25 protein-coding genes are annotated in these 26,476 nt (G+C 60.1%); 23 read left to right on the top strand and 2 right to left on the bottom strand.

Annotation, left to right across the window (positions count from 1 at the left end; genetic code table 11):
- Nucleotides 1-8 precede the first annotated feature (8 nt).
- The 8 genes from BUB78_RS08845 to BUB78_RS08810 all read left to right on the top strand — a co-directional run bounded on the left by BUB78_RS08845 (nt 9) and on the right by BUB78_RS08810 (nt 8,975).
- Nucleotides 9-1,097, top strand: coding sequence for an ABC transporter ATP-binding protein (locus BUB78_RS08845; RefSeq protein WP_073197183.1), 1,089 nt, complete (start codon nt 9-11; stop codon nt 1,095-1,097).
- Nucleotides 1,098-1,106: 9 nt separating this feature from the next.
- Nucleotides 1,107-2,201 carry an ABC transporter ATP-binding protein gene (locus BUB78_RS08840; RefSeq protein WP_073197181.1) on the top strand — a complete coding sequence of 365 codons (1,095 nt, stop codon included), beginning with the start codon at nt 1,107-1,109 and terminating at the stop codon, nt 2,199-2,201.
- Nucleotides 2,201-3,073: a carbohydrate ABC transporter permease gene (locus BUB78_RS08835; RefSeq protein ID WP_073197179.1), complete on the top strand. Its 873-nt coding sequence runs from the start codon at nt 2,201-2,203 to the stop codon at nt 3,071-3,073. Before BUB78_RS08840 ends, BUB78_RS08835 begins: the two co-directional genes overlap by 1 nt.
- Complete coding sequence (locus tag BUB78_RS08830) at nt 3,073-3,894, top strand: carbohydrate ABC transporter permease (RefSeq protein ID WP_073197177.1); 822 nt, start codon at nt 3,073-3,075, stop codon at nt 3,892-3,894. Before BUB78_RS08835 ends, BUB78_RS08830 begins: the two co-directional genes overlap by 1 nt.
- A 72-nt stretch (nt 3,895-3,966) precedes the next feature.
- On the top strand, nt 3,967-4,239 hold the full coding sequence (locus BUB78_RS08825) for a DUF2160 domain-containing protein (protein ID WP_073197175.1): 273 nt from the start codon (nt 3,967-3,969) through the stop codon (nt 4,237-4,239).
- Between the two features lie 78 nt (nt 4,240-4,317).
- Nucleotides 4,318-6,036, top strand: a complete 1,719-nt coding sequence (locus tag BUB78_RS08820; protein WP_073197173.1) for an ABC transporter substrate-binding protein — start codon at nt 4,318-4,320, stop codon at nt 6,034-6,036.
- Between the two features lie 130 nt (nt 6,037-6,166).
- A complete protein-coding gene (glpK, locus tag BUB78_RS08815) occupies nt 6,167-7,654 on the top strand; it encodes a glycerol kinase GlpK (RefSeq protein ID WP_073197171.1) in 1,488 nt (495 codons plus the stop codon).
- A 136-nt stretch (nt 7,655-7,790) separates the two neighbouring features.
- Nucleotides 7,791-8,975: a glycosyltransferase gene (locus BUB78_RS08810; protein ID WP_073197163.1), complete on the top strand. Its 1,185-nt coding sequence runs from the start codon at nt 7,791-7,793 to the stop codon at nt 8,973-8,975.
- A 101-nt stretch (nt 8,976-9,076) separates the two neighbouring features.
- Here the strand turns inward: BUB78_RS08810 and BUB78_RS08805 are convergent, their stop codons facing one another.
- Nucleotides 9,077-10,117 (bottom strand): DMT family transporter, encoded by a 1,041-nt coding sequence (locus BUB78_RS08805; protein WP_073197161.1) that lies wholly within the window; start codon nt 10,115-10,117, stop codon nt 9,077-9,079.
- Nucleotides 10,118-10,387: 270 nt separating this feature from the next.
- Between BUB78_RS08805 and BUB78_RS08800 the strand changes: the two genes are divergently transcribed.
- The 7 genes from BUB78_RS08800 to BUB78_RS08770 all read left to right on the top strand — a co-directional run bounded on the left by BUB78_RS08800 (nt 10,388) and on the right by BUB78_RS08770 (nt 20,166).
- Nucleotides 10,388-11,272 (top strand): hypothetical protein, encoded by an 885-nt coding sequence (locus BUB78_RS08800; RefSeq protein WP_073197159.1) that lies wholly within the window; start codon nt 10,388-10,390, stop codon nt 11,270-11,272.
- Between the two features lie 173 nt (nt 11,273-11,445).
- The gene (locus BUB78_RS08795; protein ID WP_139279293.1) at nt 11,446-12,252 is read left to right on the top strand and encodes a hypothetical protein; all 807 of its coding nucleotides are present in this window, start codon (nt 11,446-11,448) and stop codon (nt 12,250-12,252) included.
- Between the two features lie 677 nt (nt 12,253-12,929).
- Nucleotides 12,930-14,813 carry a multicopper oxidase family protein gene (locus BUB78_RS08790; RefSeq protein WP_245813415.1) on the top strand — a complete coding sequence of 628 codons (1,884 nt, stop codon included), beginning with the start codon at nt 12,930-12,932 and terminating at the stop codon, nt 14,811-14,813.
- A 44-nt stretch (nt 14,814-14,857) separates the two neighbouring features.
- Complete coding sequence (locus BUB78_RS08785; RefSeq protein WP_084732812.1) at nt 14,858-15,595, top strand: SCO family protein; 738 nt, start codon at nt 14,858-14,860, stop codon at nt 15,593-15,595.
- A 51-nt stretch (nt 15,596-15,646) separates the two neighbouring features.
- A complete protein-coding gene (locus BUB78_RS08780; RefSeq protein ID WP_220083994.1) occupies nt 15,647-17,596 on the top strand; it encodes a hypothetical protein in 1,950 nt (649 codons plus the stop codon).
- Nucleotides 17,597-17,680: 84 nt separating this feature from the next.
- A complete protein-coding gene (locus BUB78_RS08775) occupies nt 17,681-18,475 on the top strand; it encodes an SCO family protein (protein ID WP_084732811.1) in 795 nt (264 codons plus the stop codon).
- Nucleotides 18,475-20,166: a c-type cytochrome gene (locus BUB78_RS08770; RefSeq protein ID WP_073197149.1), complete on the top strand. Its 1,692-nt coding sequence runs from the start codon at nt 18,475-18,477 to the stop codon at nt 20,164-20,166. Before BUB78_RS08775 ends, BUB78_RS08770 begins: the two co-directional genes overlap by 1 nt.
- 86 nt (nt 20,167-20,252) lie before the next feature.
- On the opposite strand, the gene BUB78_RS08765 is transcribed toward BUB78_RS08770, so the two are convergent.
- On the bottom strand, nt 20,253-20,999 hold the full coding sequence (locus BUB78_RS08765) for a prepilin peptidase (RefSeq protein WP_073197147.1): 747 nt from the start codon (nt 20,997-20,999) through the stop codon (nt 20,253-20,255).
- A 137-nt stretch (nt 21,000-21,136) separates the two neighbouring features.
- Between BUB78_RS08765 and gspG the strand changes: the two genes are divergently transcribed.
- The 8 genes from gspG to BUB78_RS08725 are packed head-to-tail and all read left to right on the top strand — an operon-like array spanning nt 21,137 to nt 26,475.
- Nucleotides 21,137-21,577, top strand: coding sequence for a type II secretion system major pseudopilin GspG (gene gspG / locus BUB78_RS08760; protein ID WP_073197230.1), 441 nt, complete (start codon nt 21,137-21,139; stop codon nt 21,575-21,577).
- On the top strand, nt 21,565-22,053 hold the full coding sequence (locus BUB78_RS08755) for a prepilin-type N-terminal cleavage/methylation domain-containing protein (protein ID WP_073197145.1): 489 nt from the start codon (nt 21,565-21,567) through the stop codon (nt 22,051-22,053). The genes gspG and BUB78_RS08755 overlap by 13 nt, the downstream gene beginning before the upstream one ends.
- A complete protein-coding gene (locus BUB78_RS08750) occupies nt 22,050-22,451 on the top strand; it encodes a type IV pilus modification PilV family protein (RefSeq protein WP_073197143.1) in 402 nt (133 codons plus the stop codon). The genes BUB78_RS08755 and BUB78_RS08750 overlap by 4 nt, the downstream gene beginning before the upstream one ends.
- Complete coding sequence (locus tag BUB78_RS08745; RefSeq protein ID WP_073197141.1) at nt 22,448-23,077, top strand: type II secretion system protein GspJ; 630 nt, start codon at nt 22,448-22,450, stop codon at nt 23,075-23,077. The genes BUB78_RS08750 and BUB78_RS08745 overlap by 4 nt, the downstream gene beginning before the upstream one ends.
- Nucleotides 23,077-24,000 (top strand): type II secretion system minor pseudopilin GspK, encoded by a 924-nt coding sequence (gene gspK, locus BUB78_RS08740; protein WP_073197139.1) that lies wholly within the window; start codon nt 23,077-23,079, stop codon nt 23,998-24,000. The genes BUB78_RS08745 and gspK overlap by 1 nt, the downstream gene beginning before the upstream one ends.
- Nucleotides 23,997-25,199, top strand: a complete 1,203-nt coding sequence (gene gspL / locus BUB78_RS08735) for a type II secretion system protein GspL (protein ID WP_073197137.1) — start codon at nt 23,997-23,999, stop codon at nt 25,197-25,199. Before gspK ends, gspL begins: the two co-directional genes overlap by 4 nt.
- A complete protein-coding gene (gene gspM, locus BUB78_RS08730; RefSeq protein WP_073197135.1) occupies nt 25,196-25,711 on the top strand; it encodes a type II secretion system protein GspM in 516 nt (171 codons plus the stop codon). The genes gspL and gspM overlap by 4 nt, the downstream gene beginning before the upstream one ends.
- Entirely contained in the window at nt 25,708-26,475 is a 768-nt protein-coding gene (locus BUB78_RS08725; protein WP_073197133.1) for a hypothetical protein, read from the top strand. The genes gspM and BUB78_RS08725 overlap by 4 nt, the downstream gene beginning before the upstream one ends.
- Nucleotide 26,476 lies beyond the last annotated feature (1 nt).

The raw sequence follows: 26,476 nt of genomic DNA, 5'->3' as shown, positions 1-26,476 counted from the left end.
TTGGATCAATGACGCTTGAACTTAAGGGCGTATCGAAGTCGGCGAATGGGCGGGTGCATATCCATCCCACCGACCTCACGCTTGAGGCGGGCACGATGAACGTGCTGCTGGGGCCGACATCGTCGGGGAAAACCTCGCTCATGCGGCTTATGGCGGGGCTGGATGTGCCCGACACCGGGCGCATTATTTGGCAGGGCCAGGACGTAACCGGCATGCGCGTGCAGGATCGCCGCGTCGCCATGGTCTATCAGCAGTTCATCAATTATCCGTCGATGACGGTCTATGACAACATCGCCTCGCCGATGCGCCTTATGGGCAAGACGTCGGCAGAGATTGACGCCGCCGTGCGCAACACCGCCGATCTTATGCAGCTCTCGCCGATGCTTGATCGCAAGCCGCTTGAGCTGTCTGGTGGGCAGCAACAGCGCTGCGCCCTGGCGCGCGCATTGGTCAAGGATGCCGGGCTTGTGTTGCTGGATGAACCCTTGGCGAACCTTGATTACAAGCTGCGCGAAGAATTGCGCGCCGAGATCCCCAAGATTTTCGAGGCGGCCGGAAGCATCTTTGTCTATGCCACCACCGAACCCGAAGAGGCGCTTTTGCTGGGCGGCAATACCGCCACCCTCTGGGAAGGGCGGGTCACGCAATTCGGCCCGACGCCGGGGGTCTATCGCCGCCCGAATGATGCCACCACCGCGCGGGTCTTTAGCGATCCGCCGATGAATTTTCTTGAGGTCACCAAGGCGGGGGATCGTATTCTTTTCGGCGACGGCCAATCCGCCCCCGCTATCGGTAGCATGGCCGATTTGGGCGACGGACCGTATCTGGCGGGGTTTCGGCCCAACCACCTTGAGCTGGAACAACAGGGCGGTGACAGCCTTGTGTTTGACGCGCACCTGAGCGTGACCGAGATCACCGGCTCGGAGACCTTTGTGCATCTTGATCATCACGGCGCGCGGTGGGTCGGGCTTGTGCATGGCGTGCGCGATCTGAAACTCGGGGCGGCGCTTCGGGTCTATCTTGATCCGGCCCATGTCTATGTCTTTGCCCAAGACGGCGCGCTTGTGGCCCCTGCGGCCTATGCTTTGGCGGCATGAGGGGGGAACATGGCAAAAATCACGCTTGATAATCTGGCCCATAGCTATCTGCCCAAACCGGCGGGCGAGGGCGATTATGCCCTCAAGGAGCTTAACCACGTCTGGGCCGATGGCGAGGCTTACGCGCTTTTGGGGGCGTCGGGCTGTGGCAAGTCCACGCTTCTGAACATCATCTCGGGGCTGTTGCATCCCTCACAGGGGCGCATCCTGTTCAACGATCACGACGTCACCGCGCAGGCCACCGCCGCGCGCAATATCGCGCAGGTGTTTCAGTTTCCGGTGGTCTACGACACGATGACTGTCCGCGACAACCTTGCCTTTCCGCTCAAGAACCGGGGCGCGTCGCCCGATTATATCCGCGACCGGGTGCAGGCGATTGCCGCCATGATCGGCATGGAGGCCGAGTTGAACCGCAAGGCGCGCGGGTTGACGGCGGATGCCAAGCAGAAGATCTCGCTTGGCCGCGGCATGGTGCGCGAGGATGTCAACGCGCTTTTGTTTGACGAGCCGCTGACGGTGATCGACCCGCATATGAAATGGGAATTGCGCACCCAGCTCAAGGCGCTGCATCACGAGTTTGGCCATACGATGATCTATGTCACCCATGACCAGACCGAGGCGCTGACATTTGCCGATAAGGTGGTGGTGATGCATGACGGGCGGGTGGTGCAGATGGGCACGCCGCAAGAGTTGTTTGAGCGCCCCGAACATACCTTCGTGGGCTATTTCATCGGCAGCCCCGGCATGAACCTTTTAGACGCCGAGGTAAGCGGCACAACCGCGATTGTGGCGGGCACCGAGGTGGCGCTTGGCGCCGATTATGGCCGCCCCAAGGGTCGGATTCAGATCGGCGTGCGCCCCGAATTCGTGACTTTGGCGGCCGGGGATACGGGCCTTGCCGTCACTGTGCGCCGGGTCGAGGATGTGGGGCGCCACAAGATCCTGCGCTGTGATTTTCAGGGCGCCGAGATCAATGTGATCGCCGCCGAGGGTCAGGCCATTTCGCCCGATATGACGCAACTGATCTTTGATCCGCGCGCGATCAATGTCTATGCCGACGACTGGCGCGTCAGCCCGAAATCCCCCGCAGAAGAGGCCGCGTAATGGACAAGACCGTCAATCAAAAGGCGTGGTTTCTGGTGCTTCCGGTGCTTGTCCTGGTGGCATTTTCCGCCGTTATTCCGCTGATGACCGTGGTCAATTATTCGGTGCAGGATACCTTCGGAAATAATCAGTTTTTCTGGGCCGGGCTTGAATGGTTCGACGACATGCTAAGCTCCGAGAGAATGTGGGATGCGCTTGCGCGACAGGCGGCGTTTTCGGCGATCATTCTGGCGATTGAAATTCCGCTCGGGATTTTCGTGGCGCTCAACATGCCGAAGAGAGGGTTCTGGGCCTCGCTCTGCCTTGTGCTGATGTCTTTGCCGCTGTTGATCCCGTGGAACGTGGTTGGCACCATCTGGCAGATTTTCGGCCGGGTCGATATTGGGCTTTTGGGCTATGCCCTTGATAAGATAGGGGTTTCCTATAATTACACGCAGGATATAACCGCCGCATGGATCACCGTGATCGTGATGGATGTCTGGCACTGGACCTCGCTTGTGGCGCTTCTGGCCTATGCCGGGCTTCAATCTATCCCCGATGCCTATTATCAGGCGGCCAAGATTGATCAGGCGAGCCGTTGGGCGGTGTTTCGCTATATCGAACTGCCGAAAATGGCCGGTGTTCTGATGATCGCCATTCTGTTGCGCTTCATGGATAGTTTCATGATCTACACAGAGCCCTTTGTGGTGACCGGCGGCGGGCCGGGCAATGCCACGACCTTCCTCAGTATCGACCTTGTGAAAATGGCGCTTGGTCAGTTTGACCTTGGCCCGGCGGCGGCATTCTCGATCATGTATTTTCTGGTGATCCTGCTGATTTCATGGGTGTTTTACACCGTCATGGTCAACCTTGATAAGCGGGAGGGGAACTGATGGCTGCTGCAAACGCTTCGCGTCTCAATGGCAAGGCCATCGTCATGGGGCTTTACCTGTTGTTCCTGATGTTGCCGATCTATTGGCTGATCAACATGAGCCTCAAGACCAATGACGAAATCCTTGGGGTGTTTTCGCTCTGGCCGCAGAACCTGACGTTTGCCAATTATGCGACCATCCTGACCGATGCCAGCTGGTATATGGGCTATGTGAATTCGCTGATTTACGTGGTGATGAACACGGTGATTTCGATCACCGTGGCCCTGCCGGCGGCCTATGCATTCAGCCGTTACAGCTTCATGGGCGACAAGCACCTGTTCTTTTGGCTTTTGACCAACCGGATGGCGCCGCCTGCGGTCTTTGCCTTGCCGTTCTTTCAGCTTTATTCAAGCGTCGGCTTGTTCGACACACATATCGCGGTGGCGCTTGCGCATTGCCTGTTTAACGTGCCTTTGGCGGTGTGGATTCTTGAGGGGTTCATGCGCGGCGTGCCGCGTGAAATCGACGAGACCGCCTATATCGACGGCTATAGCTTCGGGCGGTTTTTCATCAAGATTTTCATGCCGCTGATCGCCAGCGGTGTCGGCGTCGCGGCGTTCTTCTGCTTTATGTTCTCATGGGTCGAATTGCTGTTGTCGCGCACCCTGACGAGCGTGGACGCCAAGCCCATCGCCGCCACCATGACCCGCACCGTATCGGCCTCTGGTCTTGACTGGGGCGTGCTCGCCGCCGCCGGGGTTCTGACCATCGTGCCAGGGGCTTTGGTGATCTATTTCGTGCGCAACTACATCGCCAAGGGCTTTGCCCTGGGGAGGGTGTGATGAAACGGTTTGTTAACCACAATCCCGAGGGTGACGTTCCTTCGCTCACAACGATTCAAGGGGGGCTTTGATATGGAATGGATGGCATGGACCCTACCGACGGCGATCTTCTTCGGGGTGATTGCCTGTCTGCTGGTCACTTTCACGGTGCTGGCAATCAAGTTCCCCGAGACGCCGCGTGTCGGGGTTTTGCGGATTGAGACCACGCGCGGTGACCGGCTTTTCATCACGCTCTTGGGCTCGGCCTTTATCAATCTGGCCTGGCTCGGGTTCGTGGGCACAAATCAGCCCTATGCGATGATCGTCTGCGCGATCTACGCGGCGGCGGTGTTTCGCTGGGTTTGACCCGGTGAAGAATACCCTTCGGGCGCGCGAGCGGCCGGAGACTATAAATAACGAAGTTCGACCTAGGGAGGAACCAAGATGAACTTTCGACTGAAAACCTCAACCGCGCTGGTGGCGCTGGCCTTGGCGGCTGGTCCGGCACTGGCGGATATGGAGAGCGCCAAGGCGTTTCTCGATAGCGAGATCGGCGATCTCTCGTCGCTCAGCCGCGCCGATCAAGAGGCCGAGATGCAGTGGTTTATTGACGCCGCAGCACCGCTGGCGGGGATGGAGATCAAGGTGGTGTCGGAAACCATCGACACCCATTCCTATGAATCCAAGGTGCTGGCCCCGGCCTTTACCGCCATTACCGGCATCAAGATCACCCATGACCTTATTGGCGAGGGCGATGTTGTCGAGAAACTTCAGACCCAGATGCAATCGGGCGAGAATATCTATGACGGCTATATCAACGACTCTGACCTGATCGGCACCCACTGGCGCTATCAGCAGGCGCGCAACCTGACCGACTGGATGGCGGGCGAGGGGGCGGATGTGACCAACCCCAATCTCGACCTTAAGGATTTCATCGGGTTGTCGTTCACCACCGGCCCCGATGGCAAGGTCTATCAGCTTCCGGATCAGCAGTTCGCGAACCTCTACTGGTTCCGCTATGACTGGTTCAACGACGACAAGAACAAGGCGGATTTCAAGGCCAAGTATGGTTATGACCTTGGGGTTCCGGTCAACTGGTCGGCCTATGAGGATATCGCGGAATTCTTCACCGGGCGCGACCTAAGCCATCTGGGTGTCGAGGGCGAAGTCTTTGGCAACATGGATTACGGCAAGAAAGACCCCTCGCTTGGCTGGCGCTATACCGATGCGTGGATGTCGATGGCCGGCATGGGAGACAAGGGCGAACCCAACGGCCTTCCGGTCGACGAATGGGGTATTCGGGTGAATGAGAATTCACAGCCCGTGGGCTCTTGCGTGGCACGTGGCGGGGCCACAAACGGCCCGGCGGCGGTTTATGCCGTCACCAAGGCGATTGAATGGCTTGAAAAGTATTCACCGCCCGCCGCCGCCGGCATGACCTTCTCCGAGGCGGGGCCCATTCCCGCACAGGGCAATGTCGCGCAACAGATGTTCTGGTACACCGCGTTTACCGCCGCCACGGTCAAGCCTGACCTGCCGGTGATGAACGAGGACGGCACGCCGAAATGGCGCATGGCCCCAAGCCCGCATGGTGCGTATTGGTCTGAGGGCACCAAGATCGGCTATCAGGATGCCGGCTCTTGGACCTTGATGAAATCGACGCCGGTGGATCGCGCCAAGGCGGCCTGGCTTTATGCCCAGTTCATCACCTCGAAAACCGTGGATGTGAAGAAAAGCCATGTCGGCCTGACCTTTATCCGCGAAAGCACGATCCAGCATCAGAGCTTTACTGACCGCGCCGACAAGCTTGGCGGTCTGGTCGAGTTTTACCGCTCGCCCGCACGGGTGCAGTGGTCGCCGACCGGCACCAACGTGCCCGATTACCCCAAGCTGGCACAGCTCTGGTGGCAGAATATCGGCGATGCCATGTCGGGCGCAAAGACCCCGCAAGAGGCGCTTGATAGCCTTTGCGCGGATCAGGAAAAGGTGCTTGCCCGTCTGGAACGTGCCGGCATTCAGGGTGATGTCGGTCCCAAGCTCAACGACGAGCAGGACCCGGAATACTGGCTGAGCCAGCCCGGATCGCCCAAGGCCAAGCTTGCCAACGAGGACGAAGAGCCCGTCACCGTCGCCTATGACGAGCTGATAAAATCCTGGCAGTAAACCACGCGGGCAGGGGCCGGTGCATGGCCCCCGCCCAATCCCCATTGCGCGGCACGTTTGTCGCGCTAGACTGCGGTCGTCGATCCTTTTCGGCGACCGCATTTTTCGTAAGACCTGAAGGGGCAAGACAATGACCCATATCCTCGCCATTGATCAGGGCACCACATCAAGCCGGGCGATCCTGTTTGATGAAGACATGCGGATCGTGGCCACGGCACAGGAAGAATTCCCCCAGCATTTTCCGCAATCGGGCTGGGTGGCGCATGATGCCAACGATCTTTGGTCAAGCACGGCAGGAACCTGTCGTGCGGTGATTGAAAAGGCGGGTCTTACGGGCGCGGATGTGGCCGCGATCGGTATCACCAATCAGCGCGAGACAACCGTTGTCTGGGACAAGACGACCGGGCAGGCCGTGCATCACGCGATTGTCTGGCAGGACCGGCGCACCGCCGATTATTGCCGCGCGCTTCGTGATGCGGGCCACGAAGAGATGGTCCGCGCGCGCACCGGATTGTTGCTTGATCCCTATTTCTCGGGCACCAAGCTTCGCTGGATACTCGAGAATGTCGAGGGCGCACGAGCGCGTGCCGAGGCGGGCGAGTTGCTGTTCGGAACAGTTGACAGCTTCCTGATCTGGAAGCTGACCGGCGGGGCGATGCATGCCACCGACGCCACCAATGCCGCGCGCACCCTGCTTTACGATATCCGCAAGGGCCGGTGGAGCAAGACGATCTGTGATCTGTTGGATATCCCGATGCAGATGCTGCCAGAGGTGCGCAATAGTGCCGATGATTTCGGCCATGCGCGGGCCGATCTTTTTGGTCGCGAGATCCCCATTCGCGGGGTGGCCGGCGATCAACAGGCCGCGACGGTCGGGCAGGCCTGTTTCAAGCCGGGCATGTTGAAATCGACCTATGGCACCGGATGTTTCGCGCTTTTGAATACAGGTGACACGCCGGTCGTGTCGAAGAACCGGCTGTTGACGACCATCGCCTATCAGCTTGACGGCAAGCCGACCTATGCGCTTGAAGGCTCGATCTTTGTGGCCGGGGCGGTGGTGCAATGGCTGCGCGACGGGCTCAAGATTATCCGCGAGGCAAGCGAGACACAGCCCTTGGCCGAACGCGCCGACCCGCAACAGAACGTGGTGCTTGTGCCGGCCTTTACCGGGCTTGGAGCGCCCTATTGGAATGCCGAATGTCGCGGCGCGATGTTCGGCCTTACGCGCAACACGCGGCCCGAAGAACTTGCGCGTGCGGCGCTTGAGAGCGTCGGCTTTCAGACCCGTGATCTGTTGCAGGCGATGCGCGATGATTGGGCCGGAGAGGGCGCAGATGCGATCCTGCGGGTCGATGGCGGGATGAGCGCGTCGGATTGGGCGATGCAGTTCCTCTCGGATATCATCGACGCGCCGGTGGATCGCCCCGAGGTTCTTGAAACCACGGCGCTTGGGGCGGCCTGGCTTGCGGGGATGCAGATCGGGCTTTACCCCGGCCAGGAAGAGTTCGCCGCCACCTGGGCGCTTGAACGACAGTTTTTGCCCGCGATGGACGAGACATTGCGCCAGACCAAGACCGAGGCCTGGAAACGGGCGGTTGAGGCGACTTTGGGATTTTAGGCGGTCTGCTTGCCCCCTCTCGCTCTGGGGCACGGCCGGTTTCGCCTGCGAGAGCCCATCGGCTATTGTTAACGCCCTTTGATCATATTACTTTTCAAGCCCGTACTTGACGTGCCCTTGGGCCGAAGGAGCCTTCATGAGCGATCCGGTCTCTGTCATTGTCCCGGCCAGAAATGAGGCCGAAACCATCCGCAAGGTTGTATCGGTCATGTTGGCGATGCCGGATGTGGGCGAAGTCGTGGTGATCGACAATGCATCAGGCGACGACACTGCCACCGAGGCGCGCGCCGCCGGGGCACGGGTTGTGTCCGAGACGCGCGCCGGCATGGGCCACGCGGTGCGCACTGGCATTGCGGCGACAAAATACGACTGGGTGATGAAGGTCGATGCCGATCTTGATAAATTCGACACCGGGCTTTTCGCACGCATGCCCGCAGCGCGTGGCCCCGGCATCGGGCTGGTCAAGGGCGCCTGGCATGATCCGGGGGACAACATGCCGATGACGCGGCTGTTGGTGATGCCTGCGATCCGTCTGATGTTTCAGGGTCTTGGCCATTTGCGCGCGCCCAATTCCGGGCTTTACCTGTTCAACAAATCGCTGATCGCGCAGGATGCGCTGGTTGGCGATTATGCGGTTGATCTAGATATCATGCTGCGGGTCTATGCGGCGGGGGCAGAGGTGGCCGAGGTTGACATCGGCCGGATCGAGAATGATCCGCGCGATGTGCCTCATTACAATGCCATGGCCGAAGAGCTGTTGGCCTTCTTTCTGAGCCGACAGCAGCGCGATATCACCACCGAGATGGTGGCGATGGCGCAGGATGGGACCAAGGTGATCCGCCACGCCCTTGGCACTTTGGCTGCCAGGGCGGTCGCTGGCGGGCGGGTCACGATCTATCTTGCAGATGATCAGGGGCCTTATGCACAGGTGTTGCGTGACGTTCTTGCGCCCTATCCCACAGCGCAGGTGTTGCCGCTTGCGGCGGCCAGCGGCTTTGCTCCGGGTGCCAACGCAACCGGGCTTTGCGTCTTTGCGCCTTTTCCGCAGGGCGGCGAGACCGGGGCGATTGAGGCCGCAACGCGGTTGCATGCCGGGGCGGGTGACCTTGCCCCGGCGATGCTGCTGATGCCGACGCAAGAGGCCGGGCGCGAGAGGGCCGGGTTCCGCCCGGATGTTGTCATTGAAAACCAGGACGGTCTGGCGATCAAACGCGAGGCGCTGATCCGGCTTGAGGGTAGGGTGTCGGATAGTCCGCCGCCGAGCGAGGTGTTTCAAAGCTATGCCTCTTTGCCAGAGGCGAAACGCCCCGCGGTTGGCTGAAGGCTGACCTCACCTGTTGCTCCGGGCGGGGGTACACTGAACAAAGCGGCGCGGGCCTGATCTGACCTGCGCCGCTTTTTCGTGGTCCCGGAGATACGTGGTCAGGCGCCTTTGAAGTTCACTTCGCCCTCATGTTGCATGGCATTCTCCTGCGCCGCCTTCTGGCGATCATCGGCACGGTTGCGCCGGATGCGGCCATATTGGCCGATACCAACGGCCAAAAGGATAATTGCGCCGCCGGGGATCAGGCCGGGGCCGGGATCCTCGCCCAGCATGAGCATGGCGATCAGGATAGCGGCCAGCGGCGAGAACGACGTCGCCAGCGACACATCGCCGGAGCGGGCATATTTCAGGCCTAGCGCCCAGGCGAACTGACCGCCGATGACCACGATCAGCGCATAGATCCAGACCCATTGCCAGACGATGGGATGGAACACGTCCTGAAAGTGTTTCGGCCCGAACAGGTAGATCGCCAGAAAGAAATAGAACGTTGTGCCCACGGCCGTGCGATAGATCGAGAAGATGCCCAGGGGAATGCCGCGCAGGCCGGTGCGCGCCACCAGGGTCGAGGCAATATAGGACAGGGTTGCAAGCAGCGCGCCAATCTCGCCCTTGCCGAGGACAAAGCTGTTGTCGCCGCTCTTGAGCGCGATCATGAGCGCCGCACCGCAGAGGGCAACAAGACCGGCGGCAAAGGACCACGGCTCGAACTCTTCGCGCAGCAGGAAATAGGTCGCCAGCAGGAAAAGCGGTGGCTCGATCCGCCCCATCAGCACCACGTTGGTCACGGAGGTATGTTCCAGCGCATAAAAGAAAAGCCCCGGTGTGAGCGCCGAAGACAGAAACGCCGAGAGCGTCAGGATAACCCAGTGCTTGGCGGTCAGCGCGCGCAGGTTCTCAAATGTCCAGTCGCGCCAGAACATGAACACCATCGGCACCATCGACATCAGCGAACCGACAAACAGCAGGTTGCAATAGGTAATGACATTGCGCCCCATGACCCTGTTGTGCGACCCGATATCGGCCAGCAGTGACACAAGCGAGTTCGACGAGGCATAGATAATGACCGCAACCCATGCCAGCGAAGCGCCCAGCAGGATCCTGGATTGATCGGGCAGGGTTTGAGTGGTGGCGTTGCTCATAATAAGAGTCCTGATCTGAAATGGGTTTACACATCTAAAATGCGCCTCATGTCGGGTTTGTTCAATGCACGGTTGCACACCTCTGCGTCACGTTGCCGATAGCGGCACGTAATATTGTTTCAAATCCGGTCCGCCGATAACGCTTGTGTGGTCAGACGTGAAAATCTGCGTGATTTCGGTTGTAATACCGCCGCTCTGCGGCAAGGTTGAGCCCTATGGCGGGCCGAGACGGCCCAAGGCAAACTGAAACGACGAAGCGGAGCGCAGGACATGACAGAGCTATCGGATGGCGCAAAGGGTGGCTTCGTCACGATTTTTGACGACACCTACAATCAGCCTGATTGCCGGGCGTATTTCCGGATGATGGATGCGCTTGGCTATCGCAATCAGCATCACGCGGTAGTGGCCTTTCGGGCCGGGCTGGCCGAATTGATGCGCCTGCGCGGGCTTTGCTCTGCGCGGATCGTGGATTTTGCCAGCAGCTATGGCATCGTCAGTGCGCTGATGGGGCATGATCTGACGCTGGCGCAGGTGTTTGACCGCTATCGCGCGCCGGGCTTTGACGGCTTGGATGCGCCCGAGGTGATCCGACAGGATCGCGCGTGGTTCGACAGCATCCGGCGCGCGGCGCCGCCGATGCGCTTTGTCGGCATTGATGTGGCGCCCAATGCTGTGGCCTATGGCACGGCGGCGGGGCTTTTCGATACGGGATTTGTCGAGGATCTGCAGGAAAACGCGGCCTCGCCCGCCTTGGCGGCCGAACTGGCGGAATGTGACATGATCGTTGAATGCGGCAGCGTTGCTCAGCTTATGCCGGATGCGCTTGACCGGCTTTTGGCGGCGGCGGGGCCGCGCAAGCCCTGGGTGATGACCTCTCCCATTCGCGGCAACGAAGGGCCTGAGGCGGCCGAGGTGTTGCGGGCCCATGGGCTGGTGGTCGAACGGCTGCCGATCCCGCCCTTTATCCACCGCCGTTTTGAGAGCGCCGACGAGCAGGCGCGCGCCATCGCCAATGCGCGCGCGCAGGGCCATGACACCGAAGGCGTGGAAACCACCGGGCATTTTCATGCGCAGGTTCTTTTGGCGCGCCCCGCTGACGAGCTGAGCAATCCTGCGGATTGGCCGCGGCCTGTGCAGGTGGCGCCGATGGGCTAGGGCGGTCATAGCCTGTTGTCGCGCGGGGCGCACCGGGCTATGATCGCCTGCGTTATTGAAAGCGATTTTACAAGACACTCGACCCATTTTCCAAAAGGGACCGCCAATTTTGCCAGTCACGCCCCAATATCCTGACCGCGTCATTCGCGGTGCTGCCGACCGGATCTGATCGGATGCGCGGGCTTGGAATCCTGACCTTTGCCGCGGCTGTCGCCTTTGGCTATGGCGGTGGACAGCTTGCGCTTGTGATGGCGTCAAAGGGCACGCAGGGCGCGGCCCCGGTTCAGATCGGGGCGGAGCTTGCCGCAGTCGAGGCCGCCACCCCCGAGGCCCTGCCGGCAGAGTGGCCGCCAGTGTTTGACGCCTATGTGCCCGATCCGCCGCGCGCGCAGGCCCCGCCCAAGAAGGCAGAGAAATACAGCCTTGTCGGGCTTGTGGCCGGGGGCAAGGATGCCTGGGCGATCATGACCGCCTCGGATGGGGATGTGCTTGTGCGTGCGGGGGACCGGCTTATCGGTGGCGAGCAGGTGATCGAGATCGAGGCCAACGGCGTCTGGATCGAGCGCGAGGAAAAGCGGGTTCTGATCCGCTTTGAGGAAACCGCGAACGAGATGATGGCGCGGGTGATGTCCAATGGCTCGGTCGATGGCGATAATGTCGACGTGCCCATAGACGCGTTTTCAGGGCGTGATATGCGCCGGGTGCTTGGGCGCGCGGGTAGCGTGCGCATGGTGGCCGCCAATGGCGGGCAGGGTGAGAAGTTCCCCGAAATCCTCTGGGTGCGCGAAGGCCAGATTTATGACCTTATCGGGCTACAGCGCGGCGATATGGTGCTTCGGGTGAATGGCTATTCGGTTTCCGACCCTGAAACCCTTGCCAATGCCGCGCAGATTTTGCGCAGCTCTGATGAGTTCGCGGTTGATATTCTGCGCAGGGGACAACGCCGGACAATTACCGTCAAGATTACGGGCCGCAGCTAGCGCCGGAGAGTGCGCCCGAGTTAGATTTGCGTTTTGCGCGAGCCTATCACCTTTCGGTATTGCGATTGCTTCGAAAAACATCTTTAAGATGTACGCATTCAAGGACAGTGTGAACTTTTCTTGCTTAACCCACTGGAAAACCAATTTTCAGTTCCCACTTAACACATAGTAAAGATTTTTTCTGATTGTTGCCGATCTGGATATAGTCCCAATTTATCACTTTTAAACAATAGCTTGTGTTCGCGACGGACTTCAAAAGTCGCGCCGCAAGCTTTTACTCGCCGGGTAACGAAAATGTTACCGTTGTCGGGCCTTTCTTTTTGTGGTGTCATGGTGAATGACAAGGGTGTCAATTTGACGCGCATTGTCGTTTCAACTGACGGCAACGCCGTGCTGCCTTTGTGCACGGAGCCAAGGAGCATTTGCTCTTAAACTATTAAAACAAAATTCGCAGGTCACGGATCTGCGCGGGCCACACATTACTCACCTCTACCGGCCTGTAATCCCACCTGACGAGCCTCGGCTCGAACCTTAAGATAAGGCGGCATTAGGCCGTTCTGAAGCCGGGGTCCTTTGGCCCTTCTTACTCGCGGCACATTTGGCGCGAGGGCGATCGCGTTATGTCTGACGCGTGACAAAAGTAATATTCGCGAGCTTTTTCTGCTGGAGGACTAAGCATGAAACGAAGAGAAGCATTGAAGCTTGGCCTGGGTGTTGCGGGCGCTACTGCTGTAGCATCGCAGGCCGGGGCCGAGATCAAACAATGGCCGGACAGCGCTGCTGACGGTTTGACGCAGGATGGTCTGGTATTCCCGGACAATTTTGTACCGAGCATCGTCTCGTCACCGAGCCCTGATGTCGAGCCGTTTACCGCGCCGCTCAACATTATGCCAACGGCGCAGCCGATCGATCCGGCGACATATGATCCGCCGATCGAGCCTGAACGCCATCAGCGGTTCGACGATTTCCCTCCGGTCAATCATTACGAAGAAGTGATGACCGAATTCCGCTGGAAGTATCACTGGCAGCCCCCGTATGGCGACGGCACCGAGGGTGTTGTTGGCCGTGACGGTGATGAGAATGTTGGCTCCTGGCACTGGGGTTTCAACGGCATTACGCCGGGTGAGACGTATAAATCCAACTATGGCGAAGCGCTTTTCCTGCGTCGCAACAACCTGCTGCCGCCCGTTGGCACAGGCAACGTGAGCTTCGCGCTGCCCTCGCCGACGATCCACATGCATAACGGCCATACCGCGTCTGAATCGGACGGTATTCCGCAGGATTTCTTCAATCCTGGTGAATTCTGGGATCACCACTATGGCAACTTCCCTGCGGGTTCGCCCGATGGGTGGGACTATGACAACACCGAGATCATGAACACGCTGTGGTATCACGACCACCGCCTCGATTTCACGGCGACCAATGTTTACGCGGGCTTCTCGGGCTTCTACCTGCTGTTTGATGAGCGTGATTCAAACAACGAAAACGATCCGAACCCGCGGGCCTTCAACCTGCCGTCGGGCGATTATGACATTCCGCTGATCCTGCATGACGTGCAGTTCCAGCAGAACGGTCAGGTGATCTGGGACTTCTTCATGCCCGATGATCCGCTTGAGCCTGACCCCAAAGATCCCGAAGAGGTGGGCAACTCTCAGGGGGCTCTGGATACGTTCGGTCCCAACCGTCTTGAGTACACCACACAGGGTATGACAGGCGACAAGATCACCGTGAACCGCATCATTCAGCCCTATCTGGATGTGGATCGTCGCAAGTACCGTTTCCGTTTCCTGAACGGCGGGCCGTCGCGTCTTTACACGCTGGTGCTCAAGATTACCCCTGCCGGTGGTGGTGAGCCCTATTTCGACGATTGGGTCATCCTGTCGAACGACGGTAACCTGCTCGAAGCTCCGCTGATCGAACCGTCGTTCGAGCTGTGGGTTGCAAACCGCTTTGACGTGATTGTCGACTTCTCGAAGTACGGCGATGGCGATCTTGTCGAGGTTTGGAACACCAAGGAAATTCGTACCGATGGCGCTGGCCCGACCGGCTATACGCTTGAGGGCGACAACATGATGCCGGTGATGCAGTTCCGCTGCAAACCGGGTGATGTGGCTGATCCGTCGAAAATTCCTGCCAAGATGCGCAAGCTTCCCAAGATCCGTATGTCGGAAGTCCGCCGCAAGCGTCTGTTTGTCTTCGATTATGACAACGGTCTGTGGACGGTGAACGGTCGCCTGATGGATCCCAACCGCGTGGACGTAAAGATCGAGCAGGGTTCTGCTGAGATCTGGACCTTCCGCAACGAAGGCAATGCATGGGCACACCCTGTACATACCCACTTCGAAGAGTTCCAGATTCTTGAGGTCAACGGTCGTCCGCCAAGCGCGGTAGAGCGTGCCCGCAAGGACGTGGTATCGCTGGGACCTGGAGACGAAATCACGTTCTTCAGCCGCTGGCGCGACTTCTTCGGTAAGCACGTGATGCACTGTCACAACGTTGTCCACGAAGACCATGCCATGATGATCCGTTGGGACATCGTTGAGCCGGGTCAGGGCGATTAAGCTTCACCGAATACGGAAATCTCTGAGAAAGAGAGGAGACTATCATGACGAATAGACGTCAATTTTTGACCGGACTCCCGGTTGCCGCGGCGGTGGGCTTTACTACCACGGCGGGTTCGTCCTCGGAACGGGCGGCGCACGAGGCCAAAGCGGCCATGGAGCGCATGCATCACGGGCAAGTCACCAGGACAAGCAACGTGATTGATTCCACGAAGCGGGATTCCTTCCCGCATCTGGAATTGACCAACCAGCACGGGGAAACCAAAGCGTTCTACGAAAACTATATCGAGAACCGCATTGTGGTTATGAACTTCTTCAGCATCCGCGACGAAGCATCATTTCCGATTACCGAAAAGCTGAGCAAGGTTGTGGCCGAGCTGGGTGACAAAGTGGGGAGCGAAGTTCAAATCGTCTCCATCACGCGTGACCCTGCCCATGATACACCCGATCGCCTCAAGGCTTTCGCGGCCGAGTTCAACGCACCGGCAGCCTGGACATTCCTGACAGGCTCACGTGAGAACAGCTCGGATCTGGCCTTCCGGATGTACCGGATGGGTCATAGCGCGAAACCCAGCAACAACCGCAAGGTCGATGTCATCTTCTATGGCAACGGCAGTGCCGGTCTTTGGGGCGCATTCCCGGTTGATATTCAAGCCGATGATGCCGCCAGCCGGGTTTCGTGGGTTATGCCGCATCCCATCCCAGCGGATGGAAAAATGCGTCGTGCCGGTCCGCGTGTGTTCGATCTCAAGGATCCGCGCAACCACAACCGCGAAGTCTAAGCCACTGGCCCCGGGCAACCGGGATCCCAGCACAGCATTCAAACGGAGACTATGAAAATGTTTCTCAAATCTATTAGATGGGCGGCGGTGGTGGCTTTGCCAGTCGCAGCCACTCTCGGAGGGACCACTGCTTCGGCGCAGGGTCTTGCCGGCATCAACCAGTTCTGTATCGATAAATTCGGTTCCGGACAACAACCGCGCGTGCCTTTCGAGACACGCGTCATTAGTCCAGATGGAACTGCCACCCATCTGACGACTGCGGGTGGCACGTCGGTTTTTCCGGAAAACCCGGACTATCCGAACGGGGACAGCTTTACGCCGCACCCGTCCAACATGATCCCGACGGTGTACGAAAACCTCAAGAGCTGTCGCGGCAACTATATTCCCAACACGTTGCCGTCCACGCCGGAAAACCCCTACAATCTTCATGACGACCCGATCGTTACGGAGATCGACAAAACCTCGCCGACCGATGATCTTGACTGGATCATGGATCAGATCGAGGCAATGTCGGAACCCTACGGCGCCTGCCGTAGCTTCCGTGGCAACCGCCACTGCTACAAGTATCCGCGCCGTGTTGACCAGGATCAGCTTAGCAAGCTTGCGCGGCATGCCGTGGATATCATCGAGGGCAATGATCTTACCGGGCCCCTTAGCAACCGGGAATACGAAGGTTTCCCGCTGCTGCACTATCTCGGTGGGCTGAAGGAAAAAGCGGTTGATCCGGTGACCAAGTCGGTGACCGTCAACCAGATCTGGTACGATACCCATATCGAATCCGACACCGCCTATATCGATCCGGAAGTGGTGAACGACGAAGAGTGGACCATCAAGTACAACGTCAAGATCCTGAACCGTGGGCACGAAGACTTTGCGCCTTATGCGATGGTTTTTGATGATCCGAAGGAACTAAACCTTACGGATGTTGGCGGGCCCGACCTGACGCAAGGGGGCACGCGCGTTGCACGTATCCCGAACGTCGGTTTCGATCAGACTTTCTTCCCGATGCAGGAAGGCCTGATGTACACCCTCAACATGAAGATGCCCCCGGCACGCTTCTGGAACCTCAGCTATCACTGGGGCTGGCGGAATCACCCGCCGCGGGTTCAGGTCGTTGAAAACGTTCTGGTGCCGATTGCTGGCAACCGTCGTAACTTTGCCGAGATCGGTGTGTTTGGGAAAAACCCGCGTGAAAGCGAAGCCACCAAGTTGGCGGCGATCGAACAGATCGGCGACACGGCACCGGCCAAGCGGATGTGGGCCATGTTCCGCGAACTTGCGAACATGAACACCAACCGTGCTCACGGTCGTTACTTCCAGGGTCTGAACGGTTCGGTCATTCAGGCGCAGATGGCTCAGATTCGCGAAGCCTTCTACGACTGGGGCAATCGTAAACAGCTGCCCACCGGCTATGAGATGGGTGAAGGTTATGACATGACTGTTCTGTTCCTGAACAACACCATTTATGGTCAGCTCAAAGACCATGACGGTATTGCAGAAGTTCGCATGACTGACGGTGTCTGGGATAAACGTGGTGACGAAGTCAAAATTGAGCTTCTGAATGGCGACTACTTCCGTCATGCCTATGTTCTGGTTGACTTTGGCGGTCTGCGTGGCTGGGAAAATACCTTCCACAACACCCTGCCTGTCGGTGGTGCCGGTCCGCTCTTTACCTTCGGCCGGAACGCCTTCTGGATCCATGTTGCGGGTCAAGGGGCTATCCCGATCCCGAATGCGGTACGCCCGGAACAGCTTTCGCCGACACCCGTGGCGAACGCGTTGGCTGACGTGATCGGCTCGAAGAAGGGCAACCATCACTGGACAGACCCGCTCTATTCAGCGATGGGCGGTACGCCGGATGCGATGTCAGACTATGTTAACACCGACGGTGTTGGTAAACATTCTCTGACCGTTCAGTTCAGCTACGAGCCGTCCCGTCGTCTGCGGATGTATCAGTTCGATGCTCTGCACCACGACACGGCCGTGTGGTCGGTTCACTAAGCGACTATAAGAACAAGGGTATCGGCGGGGAAACTCGCCGGTGCCCGTCATTTTGAGACATTACTTTCTCGACGGAGACTTGAAATGAACCATATCAGAGCTGCTCTGAGTGCTGTTCCGGCCTTTGCCCTTGCCGCAGTTGTCGGATTTTCTGCGCCTGCCCTTGCCGGAAGCGAGCACTCAGGCCACGACTCGGGACACGGAACAAATTCCGTCCAGACCCATGACAATACCGCCGCCGCCATGCAAGGCCACGGAACCGATCACGGCACAGATGCCGAAGATCACCGTATGCCGCTTCATCTTGGTATGGATGCCGAAAATAGCAGCCAAGCCGCGAATGACAGCCAGAATGGTATGATCGACGGGTATCAGTACCAGCGTACCCTGAATGATTATCAAATGTCGGATGTCACCCTGCGCGATTCCCATGCTCGCAAAGTCAACTTTGCTGATCTGATGGCCTATGACGGGCCTGTGCTGCTGAATTTCGTCTTCACCAGTTGTGCCACGATCTGCCCGGTGATGACGGCGACCTTTGGCCAGACCCAGGATGATCTGGTGGCCATTGATCCGAATTATCTGATGGTATCGATTTCGATTGATCCTGAATATGACACCCCCCGCCGCTTGCGCGACTATGCCAAACTGCATGATGCGCGCGACAATTGGGTGCTCTTGACCGGTCAGTTTGACGATATCTTCACCGTCGTGCGCAACTTTGATGCCGTCTATAAAGGCGAGAACAAGATGTACCACCGCCCGTTGACCTTCCTGCGCAAATCCAAAGAGGCGCCCTGGCTTCGGCTTGAGGGGTTGCTGTCCTCTGAGGAACTGGCAGATGAATATGCCAACCTGCTTCGCCCCGAGGTGAACTGATGCCGGGACAGTCTTCGATTTACAAACTACTGCGCCGCACCGGCCTGGCGCTTGTGCTGGCCGTGACACCGGTTTTGGCCGGGGCAGGGCAGGCGGGCGATGCCGAACTGGGGCGTCGCTTGTACTGGGAAGGGATCGGTGCCGACGGCAAGCCGGTCACTGGCGTGACCCAGGGCGATGTCGAGATTTCCGGGGCACAGTTTTCTTGTGTGAACTGTCACCGCCCAAGCGGTTTTGGCACCTCTGAGGGGGGCAACTATGTGCCGCCGATCATGGGAAATATCCTGTTCGACAAAAAGCAATTGGATCGCAACCGTATCTTCAAGGATCTCTATCAAGAGGTGCAACCGCCAAACTTTTGGGCCCGCGTGCGCCAGCCGCGCATGCGCCCGGCCTATGACGAGGTGCTTTTGGCGCGTGCGTTGCGCGACGGTGTGGATGCGGGCGGTCACGAGTTTGACCCGATCATGCCCCGCTACGAGCTGTCCTCGGCCGATGTTGCCAATCTCGCCGCCTTCCTCAAGGATCTGTCGGGCGACCTTGACCCCGGCGTTGACGACAAGAACATTCACTTTGCCACGATCATCGGCCCGGATGCTGATCCTGCCGAGGCGAAGGCGATGCTGGACACGATGAAGGTTTTCTTTACCTACATGAACATCGACACCGAGGGCGACACCACGAAACCGACCTTTTCGCCGAACTATCGCTCGAACTTCGTGGACGCCTATCGCCTTTGGAACCTGCACGTCTGGCAGCTTGAGGGGGCCCCCGAAACATGGCGCGCCCAGCTTGAGGCGAAATATGCCGAACAGCCGGTCTTTGCGTCTTTGAGCGGTCTGGTCAAAGGCCCGTGGGATGAAATCGGCAAGTTCTGCGACGACAAGCGTTTGCCCTGCGTCCTGCCGAACGCCGAATTGCCCACACCGGGCGAGGGGCGCTATGGTTATTCGGTGTTTTTCAATCGCGGTATCGCGCTCGAGGCCGAGGCCCTGGCGATTCATTTCGGGGATGAGGCGCTTCCGCTTGGCCGCGTCGTCCAGATCCACGACGCGGGTCCGCAAGGCACACGTCCTGCGGCGGCCTTTCAAGAGACCCTGAACATGGTGCTTGAGGGAACCGAGGTTGAAACCGTCGAATACGCTGACGCCGCCGGGCTTAAGGCGGCTCTGGAACGTCACGCCGATGCCGACACACTTGTGATCTGGCCCGAGGATGCCGCCGAAGCGGTCAAGGTTCTGGTCGATGTCGACCCGAAGGCTGCGCTGATCACCTTGCCGTCGGTCAGCAAGGATTTCGCCAACGCGGCCTTCCCAAGCGACATGATTGCGCGCACCAAATTGATCTGGCCCTATGACAAACCGGGCTCGTATCATCCGCGAAAATATCGTATAAGGGGCTGGATGCACACCCGCAGGCTGGATGTCACCCATCCGCGTATCCAACTGCAAACTTACTATGCGCTGACACTGATGGAATTCGGCCTCATGCATGCAATTAGTGATTTTTATCGCGATTATGTGCTTGAAATCATTGAACATGAGGCAGAAAATGAGCTAAATCCCGGCACCCATCCCGAACTGGGTCTTGGACCGGGGCAACGCTTCGCCTCTAAAGGAGCGTTCATCGCAGAGCTGGCACCGGAAGAGCGGGTTGGCTTCCGCGTCGTCAGTGATTGGATCGTACCCTAGGGTTTTGAGTAATGGGCTCTAACGGTACGCAGTGGGCGGTGGGGAAACCCGCCGCCCATGTTTTTTGCCTCGATGATTTTGGTGATTTAGCCGATCAGAAACCAAAGACCTGCGGCGCCGGCAAGATAGGCCCCAAAGGGAATTTCTTCGGTCGATCCGGGGCGCTCGCCTTTGCGCCAGCCAACCAGGATCGCAACAAGCATAGCGGCCATCGCGGCGATCAAAGCCACCACCGGAAGGGCGGTTACGCCCAGGGCGGCGCCTATTCCCCCCATCAGTTTGACATCGCCCAATCCCAACCCCTCGCGCCCGCGAAGCTTTTGATAAACAACACGAATAAGAAGAAACGCACCGGCCCCGGCGGCGGCGCCGATAAGCCCGTCAAGGGGGGCACGAAACGGGTTCTCCCAGGCCAGCCCCAAACCGGTGACAAACAAAAGCCCGGTCAGCGCGTTGGGCAGGCGAAAGGCGGCCAGATCACACATCACCAGGCCAAGCAGAAGCCAGAGAAAAAGTGCCCCAAGCACCATATGCAGCGGCGATTGCGCCCCCCAGATTGCCGCTATCGCCAGAGATGCCCCTGAAATCTCGGCGTAAAACAGGCGCTTGGGGATTGCCGTTTCGCAGGTCCGGCATTTGCCGCCCAATATGAGCCAGGACAGGATCGGCATTTTGTCGCGCCAGGAAATCCTTGTTCCGCATCCGCGGCACCGCGATGGTTCGCTTACCACGCTGTCCCCCCGTGGAAGACGGTCCGCCCAGGCGGCCATGAATGATCCGACCGCCGCGCCGCTCAGGATCAGGAAAAAGGCAAGGGGGGCTGTGGCTGGCATGGGCAATCCGATGCTTGAAAAGGGGCGGCGGGTGCAAGGCTTTGATTGTGCAAGGCGCGTCGTTGGTTTATGATTTGTTTTGTATCCTATATTTTTTACGGACCGATTTTACCATGAAAATCAATACGTCACACCCGATGACCAAACCTGCCAAACCCGATGGCGAGGCCGGGTTTTCGTTGCTGGAACTGATGGTCGTGGTGGTCATCATGTCGATTCTCGCGCTCGTGGTGATGCCGCGCATCATTGACCGGCCCGATCAGGCGCGCGTGGCGCGGGTGCAATCGGATCTTGCGGTGCTGAGCGGGGCGGTCAAGCTCTACAAGCTCGACAATTTCCGCTATCCCAGCACCGAACAAGGCCTGCTTGCCCTGAGAGAGGCGCCGACAATCGCGCCTGTGCCGCAGAATTACGCGTCAAACGGCTATATCGATCGCCTGCCGCAGGATCCCTGGGGCAATCCCTATCAATATCTGCAGCCAGGCATTCACGGCGAATTTGATATTTTCACCCTTGGCGCGGATGGCGTCTCGGGCGGGGATGGCGTTGATGCGGATATCGGCTCATGGAGCGAATAGGACCAGCATCCGAGCGTGGTTTTACCCTTCTGGAGATGGTGATTGTTGTGGCGGTGATCGCCGTTTTGTCAATCACGGCGACGTTTTCCGTGACGCAGCGCAACAGCGGTGACAGCGATGTCTTGCGCTTTGGCGCGGCCTATGACCGGCTGCGCGACGCGGCGATTCTGGGCCATTCCGCACGCGGTGTCGCGCTCTTGCCTGACGGCTGGCAAGTGCTTTTGCCGGCACCTCCGGGCGCCGAGGCCGAGGGCTGGCAACCCAATGGCAGGGCTCAGAAATTTCGCGGCGAGGTGCGGTTTAAAGGAGCGAGGGGGCCGATTTTCCCCGAGGATCTGGCGCGCGAACCCATACCCGATCTGGTGTTCCTTCCCGATGGTCAGGTGACCCGCTTTGAGGTCAGCTTTATCGGCAATGGCACGCTCATCAGCTGTGCGTCGGGCGGGCTTTCGGGCCTGATTTGCGAGGGGATATGACGCGCCTTACCCCCGGTATCAAACCTCATGATGGCACCCGCGGCGTGACCCTTCTGGAACTGGTGATCGCTGTTTTCGTGCTCTCCATCGGCACCATCGCCGCCCTGCGCAGCGCCGATCAGGCCGGCCGCGTTCTGGGCGGCGAGGCGGCTCGTGTCATGGCCATGCAGGTGGCCCTGAACCGGGCTGAAGAGCTTCGGCTTTTGGGGGCGGTCGGCGCGCGCAGCCTGAGCAACCGGGTCGTTTACGGGCCCTATAACTGGCAGGTCGCGGTCAGTGAAGAGGCCACGCGCGCCGGGTTTACCGAGGCCACGATCACCGCGCGCAGCCCGGATCAGCCGGGCGGCCGCGTCGTGGTGATCGCGCCGACCGAGGTGGTGGCCGAGGTGGTGAAATGAGCGCGCCAAACCCACCGCGCAGGGCGCAGGACCGGGGGCTGACCCTGCTTGAACTCGTCGCGGTGCTGTCGATTTTTGCGATGGTCGCGGTCATGGGGCTTCAGGCGCTTGGCGGCATGATGCGCGCGCGCGATCGTATCACCGACGCCGATGAAAAGGCGGCGGCCCTGTCGCGCGGGCTTGTCCTGTTGCGCAATGATCTGAAATCCGTCGCTGCACTCGCGTTCTGGCCCCCCGAAAGCATCGAGGCCGAGCCCGCTTTTCTGGATCAGAGCGCGGATGAGGGCCGCCTTGCCTTTTCGACCTCCGGCCAGCCGGTCTTGCCCGATGATCAGGCGGCGGGGCAGTCACGGGTGATCTGGCGCTATGATCGCGAGGATGAACGTCTTATCCGTCAGGTCTGGCCGGTTTTGCGGCCTGCCTCCGAGGCCGCACTTGCGCCGGAAACGGTGATCTTTGACAATATCGCAAGCTTTCGCGTCAGCGCCTACGCCGGCCCCGAAGAAGGCTGGGTTGCGGGCTGGGGCGTGCCCGGACCATTGCCCCGCCCGAATTTGCCCGATGCGGTCGACATTCAGTTTGACTCGGATGTTTACGGGCCTTTGCGGGTCATGGTGCGCTTTTGATGACACAGGATCGCGGCATAGCCTTGTTGAATGCGCTGATCATGGTGGCGGCGATTTCTGCTGTGGCGGCCGGGCTTATGCTGCGCGCCGAAACAAGCCGGAGCCGGGTCGAGCACGTGCAGATCAGCGAGCAGGCGATGCTGCATCTGGATGCGGCGGAAATGCTGATTGATCCGGTGTTGCGGGCCGATTGGGAGCGCGACCAGAACCTTGATCACCTGCTGGAAGGCTGGGCGCTCGAGAGGTTCGGCGCCGATATTGATCGCGCGGTTCTGGCGGGAACAATCACTGACCTTCAGGGGCTTTTCAACGTCAACGCTCTGAGCAATCCAAGCGATCTTGCGGCGGTGCAGGCGTTCGAGAGATTGTTGCGCGGGCTTGGTCTTCCGGTGGCCCTGGCGCGCGAAGTGGCCGGTTTCGTGCAGGTGCGCGGCCCGGTTCTGGTTGAGGAATACGCCGCGCGCGCCATCCCGCTGCGCCCGCCGGGCGGGCCGATTTCCGCGATCGAGGAATTGCGCCTTGTGCGTGGCATGACGGCCGAGCATTACGCCCGCCTTCTGCCCTTCGTCGCGGCCCTGCCTGCGGGCGTCTCCCTAAACGTAAATACCACCCCTGCCGCTGTGCTTGGCGCGGTTTTGCCCACGGCCAACCCGGCCGGGATCGAGCGCCTGATTGCGGATCGCGGCCGCTTGCCCTTCGCCAATGCAGCAGACTTCAGAGAGCGCGCCGAGACCTTGCTGCACCCGCGCGTAATCGAGCAATCCCAGGCCCCCAAGGGCGGGTTTGGCGTCACAAGCCGCTGGTTTCAGGTACGGTTTGACCTCGCGCTCGATGGGCGTATGCTAAGCCGCATCGTGACTGTAGAACGATCCTCGCTGACGGGTGCAGTAGAAATCAAAAATCGCCGGGCGGATCCGCTATGACCCTTGTTTTAAATCGTAAAAAGAGCAGCAAGGCGGCGCCGGTGCAAACCCATGATCTTGCATCTGGCGGGGCGTTGCCGACACATCCGTTCGTGGCGCTGGTGCCGGGGACGGCGGCGCCGCTGGTGGGGCTTGATCTGCCCGAGGCCCTCAAGGGACAAGCGCGCGACCGGGTGGCGGCGCGGCAATTGCGCGATGCCTACGGCGGCTTGGATGCGGGGCTTGATCTTCGCCCGGCGCGCCTTGCAGGCACGCGTGATGGCTGGAGCCGGGTGCTGGTTACCGATATCGCAGAGCGTCAGGATTGGGCCCGCGCCGTGGCCCCGGCGGGGGCGCTGTGTCGTGCGGTTCTGCCCGACTACCTTGCCTTGCCCGCCGCGCCCGATCTTTGGGTGATCGAGGCGCGCGGCGGGCAAATTCGCGCGCGTCTCGGGCCCGAGGATGGCTTTTCCGGCGAGGCCGATCTTGCGCTTGCCCTGCTTGAAAAGGCGGCGGCGCTATCGCCGCCGCGCGCGGTGCTTCGGCTTGGCGCGGTTTTGCCCGGGATTGACGCCTATCTTGACGCGCAGAACCTTGCCGTCTGTGGTGCGGCGTCAGAGCTGGCGAGCCATGGCGTGGCCGATCCGCAGATCTTTGGATATGGCGAGTTTGCGCTTGATCTGGCGCGCGATCCAGGCGCCGAGCGCGCCGAAATGCGCCGCCGCTTGCGCCAGTTGCGCCTTCCGGTGGGATTGGCGGTTCTGGGGCTGGTGGGCTGGGTCGCGGCCACGGTGATGGAGACCCGCGATTTGCGCGATCAATCGCTGGCCTATCGCCAGAACGCCGAGCGCATCCTGCGCGACGTGATGATCCCGACGGGGCCTATTTTGGACATTCGAACTCAGGTGACACAGCGCCTTGAACGCGCCCGAACCGCGAGCAGAGAGGGCGACGCCGAGGCGCGCCCGCTGGATGTGTTGCGCCGCGCAGGGGCGGTTCTGGCCGATCATGATGGCACCATCACGCGGGTCAGCTATCAACCCGGAGCGGGTCTGGTGATTGATCTTCAACTGGCGGATTTCGCGGCGCTCGATTCGCTTGTCAGTGCCTTGCGCACAACGGGGGTGGAGCCGCGCGTCGCACAATCGGTGACCCGCGAGGGGGCGGGCATCGAGGCGGTGCTGGCGATGGCGGTCACACAGAACGGGGCCCGACGATGACGGGGATGATGGACGCGATCATCGGGGCCTTGCTTGGCCTGAGTGGGCGTGAACGGCTACTGGTTGCGGTGCTGGCGCTGGTGGCGCTGCCCTTGGGGGTGGTTTACGGAGTGGCCTTGCCGCTTGCGGATGCGCGCCAGGAGGCACAGCGCGCCGTGGCCGAGGCCCGCGCGACAGAGCTTTGGGTGGCGGATCAATCGCTGCTTTATGCCTCGGAAACCACGGCGCTGCGCAATGCGGGCGAGGGGGCAAACGGCGGCCCGCCCATCGGCATCAGCGGGATCGAGGCCAGCCTTGTCGAGGCCGGGTTGCGCGCGCAGGCCAGCGAACTGGCCAATGCCGCCGATGGTGGCATCACCATGCGGTTTGACGCGGTGCGCTTTACCAAGCTTGCCGAATGGCTGACCCTGCAAGAGGCAAACTGGGGCTATACGCTTGTCGGGTTTACCTTTGAGAGGGGCGAGCGCGAAGACGTGGTCGCCGCCGATCTGCGTCTGGTGATTGCGCAATGACCCGTTTTCTTCTGATTGTTGTCGGGGTTCTGTGCGGCCTTGGTCTTGTGCTGCTGAGCGAGGGGCGGGTCGGGCATTTGCGCGCCTTTGCACCGCAAATGGTGCCGGGGTGGGCTGCGCCGATCGACTCTGATGCAACCCTTTGGACGGGCCGCGCGCGCGGGGTGCGCCCGATGGGTCTTCCGGTCGAGGCCAATGTGAACTGGCGGTTTGCCCGCTTCGGGGCGCCCGGCGCAGTCTGGACCCTGACAGCGGTGGCAGAGGGCCTTACCGGGGGGGGCGAGCTTGGCCTGCCTCTGGCGCGGGACCGGGCCGAGCTTCGCGATGGGCGCGCCGAGATACTGCTTGGGGATTGGCCGGGTCTTGTCCGGGGCGTGGCCCTGGGCGGTTTGTTGAACGTCAGCGGTCTGCGCGCCGAGCTTGCATTGCCCGCTCGGACCCTGCGGGCGTTCAGTGCTGATATCCGCTGGACCGGGGCGCGGATCCAGGGCCAGGACATCGGCACCGGCGAAATGACGGTTCTGTCGGATCAGGGTGGCGGCTGGCGCGCGCCCTTTAGCCTTGAGGGTGACGTGATCACCGCCAGCGGCACGCTTGAGGGGCGCTTTGGTGCGCCGGTCGCGGTGCTTGACATGCGGATCGAGGATGTAGGCGAGATGCCCGCCGACTGGCGCGAGGCGCTTGATCGGGTGGCGCGCAAGGACGGTACATCCTGGATTGTGCGCCGTGATCTGGATCTGTCGCTGGACTGGCCGCTTTTGTGAC

This window comes from Roseovarius marisflavi (assembly GCF_900142625.1).
In the GTDB taxonomy this organism is placed as follows: domain Bacteria; phylum Pseudomonadota; class Alphaproteobacteria; order Rhodobacterales; family Rhodobacteraceae; genus Roseovarius; species Roseovarius marisflavi.
The sequence above is the reverse complement of the archived record's forward strand: the minus strand, read 5'-3'. Positions and strand labels throughout refer to the sequence as shown.

Coding starts and splice junctions, on each gene's coding strand:
- BUB78_RS08845 (WP_073197183.1), top strand. CDS start 9: ATGACGCTTGAACTTAAGGGCGTATCGAAGTCGGCGAATGGGCGGGTG.
- BUB78_RS08840 (WP_073197181.1), top strand. CDS start 1,107: ATGGCAAAAATCACGCTTGATAATCTGGCCCATAGCTATCTGCCCAAA.
- BUB78_RS08835 (WP_073197179.1), top strand. CDS start 2,201: ATGGACAAGACCGTCAATCAAAAGGCGTGGTTTCTGGTGCTTCCGGTG.
- BUB78_RS08830 (WP_073197177.1), top strand. CDS start 3,073: ATGGCTGCTGCAAACGCTTCGCGTCTCAATGGCAAGGCCATCGTCATG.
- BUB78_RS08825 (WP_073197175.1), top strand. CDS start 3,967: ATGGAATGGATGGCATGGACCCTACCGACGGCGATCTTCTTCGGGGTG.
- BUB78_RS08820 (WP_073197173.1), top strand. CDS start 4,318: ATGAACTTTCGACTGAAAACCTCAACCGCGCTGGTGGCGCTGGCCTTG.
- glpK (WP_073197171.1), top strand. CDS start 6,167: ATGACCCATATCCTCGCCATTGATCAGGGCACCACATCAAGCCGGGCG.
- BUB78_RS08810 (WP_073197163.1), top strand. CDS start 7,791: ATGAGCGATCCGGTCTCTGTCATTGTCCCGGCCAGAAATGAGGCCGAA.
- BUB78_RS08805 (WP_073197161.1), bottom strand. CDS start 10,117: ATGAGCAACGCCACCACTCAAACCCTGCCCGATCAATCCAGGATCCTG.
- BUB78_RS08800 (WP_073197159.1), top strand. CDS start 10,388: ATGACAGAGCTATCGGATGGCGCAAAGGGTGGCTTCGTCACGATTTTT.
- BUB78_RS08795 (WP_139279293.1), top strand. CDS start 11,446: ATGCGCGGGCTTGGAATCCTGACCTTTGCCGCGGCTGTCGCCTTTGGC.
- BUB78_RS08790 (WP_245813415.1), top strand. CDS start 12,930: ATGAAACGAAGAGAAGCATTGAAGCTTGGCCTGGGTGTTGCGGGCGCT.
- BUB78_RS08785 (WP_084732812.1), top strand. CDS start 14,858: ATGACGAATAGACGTCAATTTTTGACCGGACTCCCGGTTGCCGCGGCG.
- BUB78_RS08780 (WP_220083994.1), top strand. CDS start 15,647: ATGAAAATGTTTCTCAAATCTATTAGATGGGCGGCGGTGGTGGCTTTG.
- BUB78_RS08775 (WP_084732811.1), top strand. CDS start 17,681: ATGAACCATATCAGAGCTGCTCTGAGTGCTGTTCCGGCCTTTGCCCTT.
- BUB78_RS08770 (WP_073197149.1), top strand. CDS start 18,475: ATGCCGGGACAGTCTTCGATTTACAAACTACTGCGCCGCACCGGCCTG.
- BUB78_RS08765 (WP_073197147.1), bottom strand. CDS start 20,999: ATGCCAGCCACAGCCCCCCTTGCCTTTTTCCTGATCCTGAGCGGCGCG.
- gspG (WP_073197230.1), top strand. CDS start 21,137: ATGACCAAACCTGCCAAACCCGATGGCGAGGCCGGGTTTTCGTTGCTG.
- BUB78_RS08755 (WP_073197145.1), top strand. CDS start 21,565: ATGGAGCGAATAGGACCAGCATCCGAGCGTGGTTTTACCCTTCTGGAG.
- BUB78_RS08750 (WP_073197143.1), top strand. CDS start 22,050: ATGACGCGCCTTACCCCCGGTATCAAACCTCATGATGGCACCCGCGGC.
- BUB78_RS08745 (WP_073197141.1), top strand. CDS start 22,448: ATGAGCGCGCCAAACCCACCGCGCAGGGCGCAGGACCGGGGGCTGACC.
- gspK (WP_073197139.1), top strand. CDS start 23,077: ATGACACAGGATCGCGGCATAGCCTTGTTGAATGCGCTGATCATGGTG.
- gspL (WP_073197137.1), top strand. CDS start 23,997: ATGACCCTTGTTTTAAATCGTAAAAAGAGCAGCAAGGCGGCGCCGGTG.
- gspM (WP_073197135.1), top strand. CDS start 25,196: ATGACGGGGATGATGGACGCGATCATCGGGGCCTTGCTTGGCCTGAGT.
- BUB78_RS08725 (WP_073197133.1), top strand. CDS start 25,708: ATGACCCGTTTTCTTCTGATTGTTGTCGGGGTTCTGTGCGGCCTTGGT.